Raw genomic sequence first — 378 nt, 5'->3', positions numbered from 1 at the left:
GGACGAACCTCTGGTATGTCAGTTGTACCGCCAGGTGCATGGCTGATTGGCTACGTTCGGGAGGGATAACCGCTGAAAGCATCTAAGCGGGAAGCCTGTTTCGAGATGAGATTTCCTGGTGGCCTTTTGGTCACGTGAGGATCCCTATAGATGATGGGGTTGATAGGCCAGGTATGGACGCGGGGAATGCCCGTGGAGTTGACTGGTACTAATAGTCCGAAGGCTTACACTTTTATGACTGAGTTTGTTTGTTGTTTGCGTCCACTGTATGGTTTTGAGATAACAACCCTTTGGGTTTGTTATTGCTGCCCCGTGTGTGGGGTGGTGCATCGTAGGTTTACGGTGGTTATAGCGAGAGGGAAACACCCGGTTCCATCC

The 378-nt window shown here is 51.1% G+C and carries 1 rRNA gene; it reads left to right on the top strand.

From position 1 onward, the window contains the following. Positions 1-232 (top strand): 23S ribosomal RNA (locus tag L6758_RS10950); the annotation flags it as partial. Positions 233-378: the final 146 nt, after the last annotated feature.

The sequence above is a fragment of the Rothia nasimurium genome (assembly GCF_928382285.1).
GTDB classification, from domain to species: domain Bacteria; phylum Actinomycetota; class Actinomycetes; order Actinomycetales; family Micrococcaceae; genus Rothia; species Rothia nasimurium_E.
The sequence above is the reverse complement of the archived record's forward strand: the minus strand, read 5'-3'. Positions and strand labels throughout refer to the sequence as shown.